3 protein-coding genes are annotated in these 3796 nt (G+C 62.7%); 1 reads left to right on the plus strand and 2 read right to left on the minus strand.

The window, feature by feature from the left end; genetic code table 11:
* Nucleotides 1-651: 651 nt before the first annotated feature.
* Both AC5JJ6_RS03295 and AC5JJ6_RS03300 read right to left on the minus strand, forming a co-directional pair.
* Complete coding sequence (locus AC5JJ6_RS03295; protein WP_496040677.1) at nt 652-1647, minus strand: TAXI family TRAP transporter solute-binding subunit; 996 nt, start codon at nt 1645-1647, stop codon at nt 652-654.
* A gap of 36 nt (nt 1648-1683) precedes the next feature.
* Nucleotides 1684-1953, minus strand: a complete 270-nt coding sequence (locus AC5JJ6_RS03300; RefSeq protein ID WP_496040678.1) for a hypothetical protein — start codon at nt 1951-1953, stop codon at nt 1684-1686.
* A gap of 571 nt (nt 1954-2524) precedes the next feature.
* On the opposite strand from AC5JJ6_RS03300, the gene AC5JJ6_RS03305 reads away from it, so the two are divergent.
* Nucleotides 2525-3520, plus strand: coding sequence for a Bug family tripartite tricarboxylate transporter substrate binding protein (locus tag AC5JJ6_RS03305; RefSeq protein WP_496040679.1), 996 nt, complete (start codon nt 2525-2527; stop codon nt 3518-3520).
* Nucleotides 3521-3796 lie beyond the last annotated feature (276 nt).

A 3796-nucleotide genomic window follows, 5' to 3' on the forward strand; every position in this document is an offset into this window, starting at 1 on the left:
GTCTCGTGGCACAAACCCAGGCACAGCAAGGGATCTAATCGCGTACAGCTTCTTACACAAGATTGACGGACGAGACATGCGGGCCCAAGCCACCCTTGTCACTGGGCTGTTCCAGATCGCCGCCTAGTCTGGAGGCCCTCGGGATCGTTCACAACCTGCCCCAAACTTTGCAACACTGCCAGGAATAATTGCGTGGGACTGCATTTCACTCACTCGCGCTCAGCGGAGCGAGCCCTGATCGGGGTCTCCGCATAGACGCTTGGGGTGGATATCGAATGTCTGACGACCACGCTCGATGTCGAGGCCCTAGCCGAAGCGGTTTTTTCCCTGCAAGGACGCGAGGTCCTATGGACAGACGGAGCTTGGGCTCTAGCGTGAGGTCATCCTGCGCTGCTGGCCGCGCAAAGAAGCCATTGTGAAGATGACCGGGCAGAGACTCTCCGTTCCGTCCCAAACGGCCGAGCTGCTGCTTGCTTCGGGCGATGCCTTGGAGGAGCGAGCCAAGGTCACCTGCCCTGGCGCGCGCTGGTAGGTGCACCGTGCTGCCAGAGCCCGATTATGTGGTGAGCGCCGCCACCGTGGCCTCACAGGAGCCAAGCTTGTTGGCCGGCGCCGGGTCGGTGCCTTGGATGGCCACGCTATCCCTACGCACTATTCTCCCGTCAGCTCCGACGGATTGCGATAGCGGCGGGGTTGCTGGGGCTGCAGGCGCGGCGGCTGGGTGCCGAACTTCGTCCATCCCGGCACTGTCGCTGCAAGGTTCACGTCACGCCATTTCGGATGGCGGGGAGGCCTCAGGAATGTGTCGAATCTCAGGGCAAGAGCCCGCGAAAAGCGCGTGATCCGGTCGCGTCGGTCGGCATTCTGATGGTTATAGGCGGCGAGCACGGCGCCCACCGCGATTGTCTCCACCGTCTGGCCGTCTGGTACCAGTTGCGGATAGTCGGCCGAGGTTAAGCTGGCCGGTAAATAGGTTTCCAGCAGCGCATCGGATAACGGGATGGAAAGCAGACGCGCTCCCTCCGGCAGCGGCGTTGTGAAGCGCGCCGGCTTGCCGGTGACGCGTACCATGGCGGCGATGTCGCCCCGACGAAGCTTCTCCGTCGCGTCCACCGTCGCGTCATAGACGGGCTGGATTGCGATACCGAGCAGGGAAAAGACCAGCGTCGCGGTCATGGCCGTGCCGGAGCCCCGGTTGTCCATGCTGACCAGCTTGCCCGCAAGATCTTCCAGCCGCTGGATGCCGGGGCCGGCAAAGATGTGGACTTCCTCGTCATAAAGCTTGGTGACGTAATGTACCTGCTGCTCGATGGCGGGAAATGCCCGTTGTTGCGAAGCCGCGGTCAGCACGTCCGACTGAACGATAGCGAGATCGACGCCTCGCAAGTAAAGCAGGTCGGCAATGTTCTGGAATGAACCCTTGCCTATGATCGGCAAGATCCGCAGGCCATCGACGCTGTCCAGCACCGCCGCCAGGTCGGCGGCGAACCGCGTATAGGTCCCGTCCAGTCCGCCGGAGATCACGCCGAGGGTATTAGCGTTCGCCGCGGCGGCCGAGTTCGGGACCGACTGCAGCCGGGCAGCCTTGGGCCAGGCGAGACCGGCAGCGGTGGCAATAAGGCCGGCAAGAAGGTCACGACGGATCATCAGGGATGCTCCTCAGTCGGGCTTGTGCATGCAAGGTTATCGAAGAGCCGCGAGGAGTGCGGCGGCGGCAGGGTCGCCGAGGTCACGGGCGCGCCGGTACCATTCGCCGGCCTTGGCCGCATCGGCCATGCCGATGTGACCACCGAAACTCGGCAGCACATTCGGATCGTATGTCTTGCCCGCTGCGATGGGCGCAGCCGAGGCGGCCGGATGGATCGCGGCTGCGCGTTCGTAAAGTGCACGTGCCCGCATAATGTCCCCGCGCACCATCGCCGTATCCCCCATCTGCATCAAGGTCGTAAACATCGGCGGTGCGGCCGATATCCCGGGAGGCAAGTCGAGCAAGGGTAGCCGCGGCGCCGGGTTGGCTTGGGCCAACAGGAGGGGTCGTGTTGGCAGACTAGTTCCGGCGGTTTGGCCAGATACCGGGGAAGGCCAAGATGTCTGCATGGCATGCACGGTCGTTACGGTAAATAGAGTCACGCCGAGCACCACCAAGCATGTCCATGGTAGGGCATTGCGCCGCTTCTGGCCAGGGTGTGCCGCCATTCCCGCGATGTTCGAAGGAAGGCCAGAGCTATCCGTAGCATGAAGCATTATGGCTTGCCTCGAAGTGGCAAATACGAAGCTGTATAAAACCACAGCAACCCAAGATTTCATAGCGAAGCCTCCGCCGACACGGAGCGAGGCGCATTCCCTGTCCACGAGGTGATCCATGGCGGCATTCATATGATCATAGCTGTGATTTCAGTGAAAGGCAGCGGAGGGGCAACCCGCCATGCTCACGAGAGCTTGCGGCAGCGTGCTCTTGCGCGGAGCTTATTGCGATCGCTGGGACATGCAAAACTTCGCGCTCTCAAGATTGCAATGAGTTCACATGCCCATAGAACGCCGGATCCTTGTGTCATCGCTCGGCAGTGCGGCGCTCTTTGGGACGACAGCTTCGGCTCAGCGACACTCCGCCGGACAAGACAAGTCGCCGACGCAGACGATCCGCCTTGTCGTGCCGTTCGCGGCCGGTGGCTCCACCGATGTCGCGACGCGCATCCTAGCTGAGCGGTTGGAGCAGATACTCGGCCAGTCCGTCGTGGTGGAGAACCGCAGCGGCTCCGCTGGCATCATCGGCGCCGAATTCGTCGCAAAGGCGGCACCGGACGGCTACACGCTGCTGATGGCGACGACGGGACTGCTCTCGATTGCGCCGCATCTTTACAAGCAGATGCCGTTCGAAGCCAGGGGGGATTTCATGCCAGTTTCCCTCGTCTTCGCAACCGATCTGGTCATCACGGTGACCGGGAACCTGCCGGTGACGACAATGCGAGACTTCATCAACTACGCGAAGGAGCGGCCCGGGTCTGTCTCCTACGCCTCCTCCGGCGCCGGCACGACAACGCATGTTGCGACCGAACTCTTCCGCCTCGTCGGCGGTGTGGATCTCCTTCACGTTCCATACCGTGGCAGTGGTCCGGCGATGAATGACCTAGTCGCCGGAAATGTCCAGCTGATGGTGGATCAGATCGCAAGCTCGATCGGCCAGATCAATGACAATCGGATCCGTGCGCTTGCGGTGACCGGGAGCAAGCGGCACCCGCTCTTGCCGCAGGTGCCTACAGTCGCGGAGGCGGGGCTTCCCGGTGCCCAGGCAACATCCTGGGGTGGCGTCGTGGCTCCGGCGCGCACTGCGGACTCGGTTATAGGCAAACTCAACGCAGCCATCCGCGACGCGCTGGCGGAGCCTGCCGTCCGGCAGCGAATGGCAGGTGCGGGCGCCGATCCTGTGGCATCGAGTCCTGGTGAATTCATCAGCTTCATCAAGTCGGAGAGCGACAAATGGGGCAGGGTGGTGCGGGAGGCCCATATCACGGTCGGGTAGTTGTCCCGTAGACACGGGCACCGGACTATAGCGGCCCCGGCCGAGAGCGTTTTCCCATCAATCTGCGTCATAGCCGGCGGTGGCAAAGTAGGTGGTGCATTCGGCTGGGGTGAAGGTGCCGATGATGCGGCCGATGGCAGTCCAGATGCCGTCGAGGCTGCGTTCAGCGGCCGTGCAGCGCGGCCTTCAGCTTGGCGAAGGCCTGCGTTTGGGGCAGTGCCCCATAGGCGCCAACTTTAGGGCTGGAACCCGGGATCAGCCTGTGATGGCTGATGG

It is taken from the genome of Skermanella sp. (genome assembly GCF_059503625.1).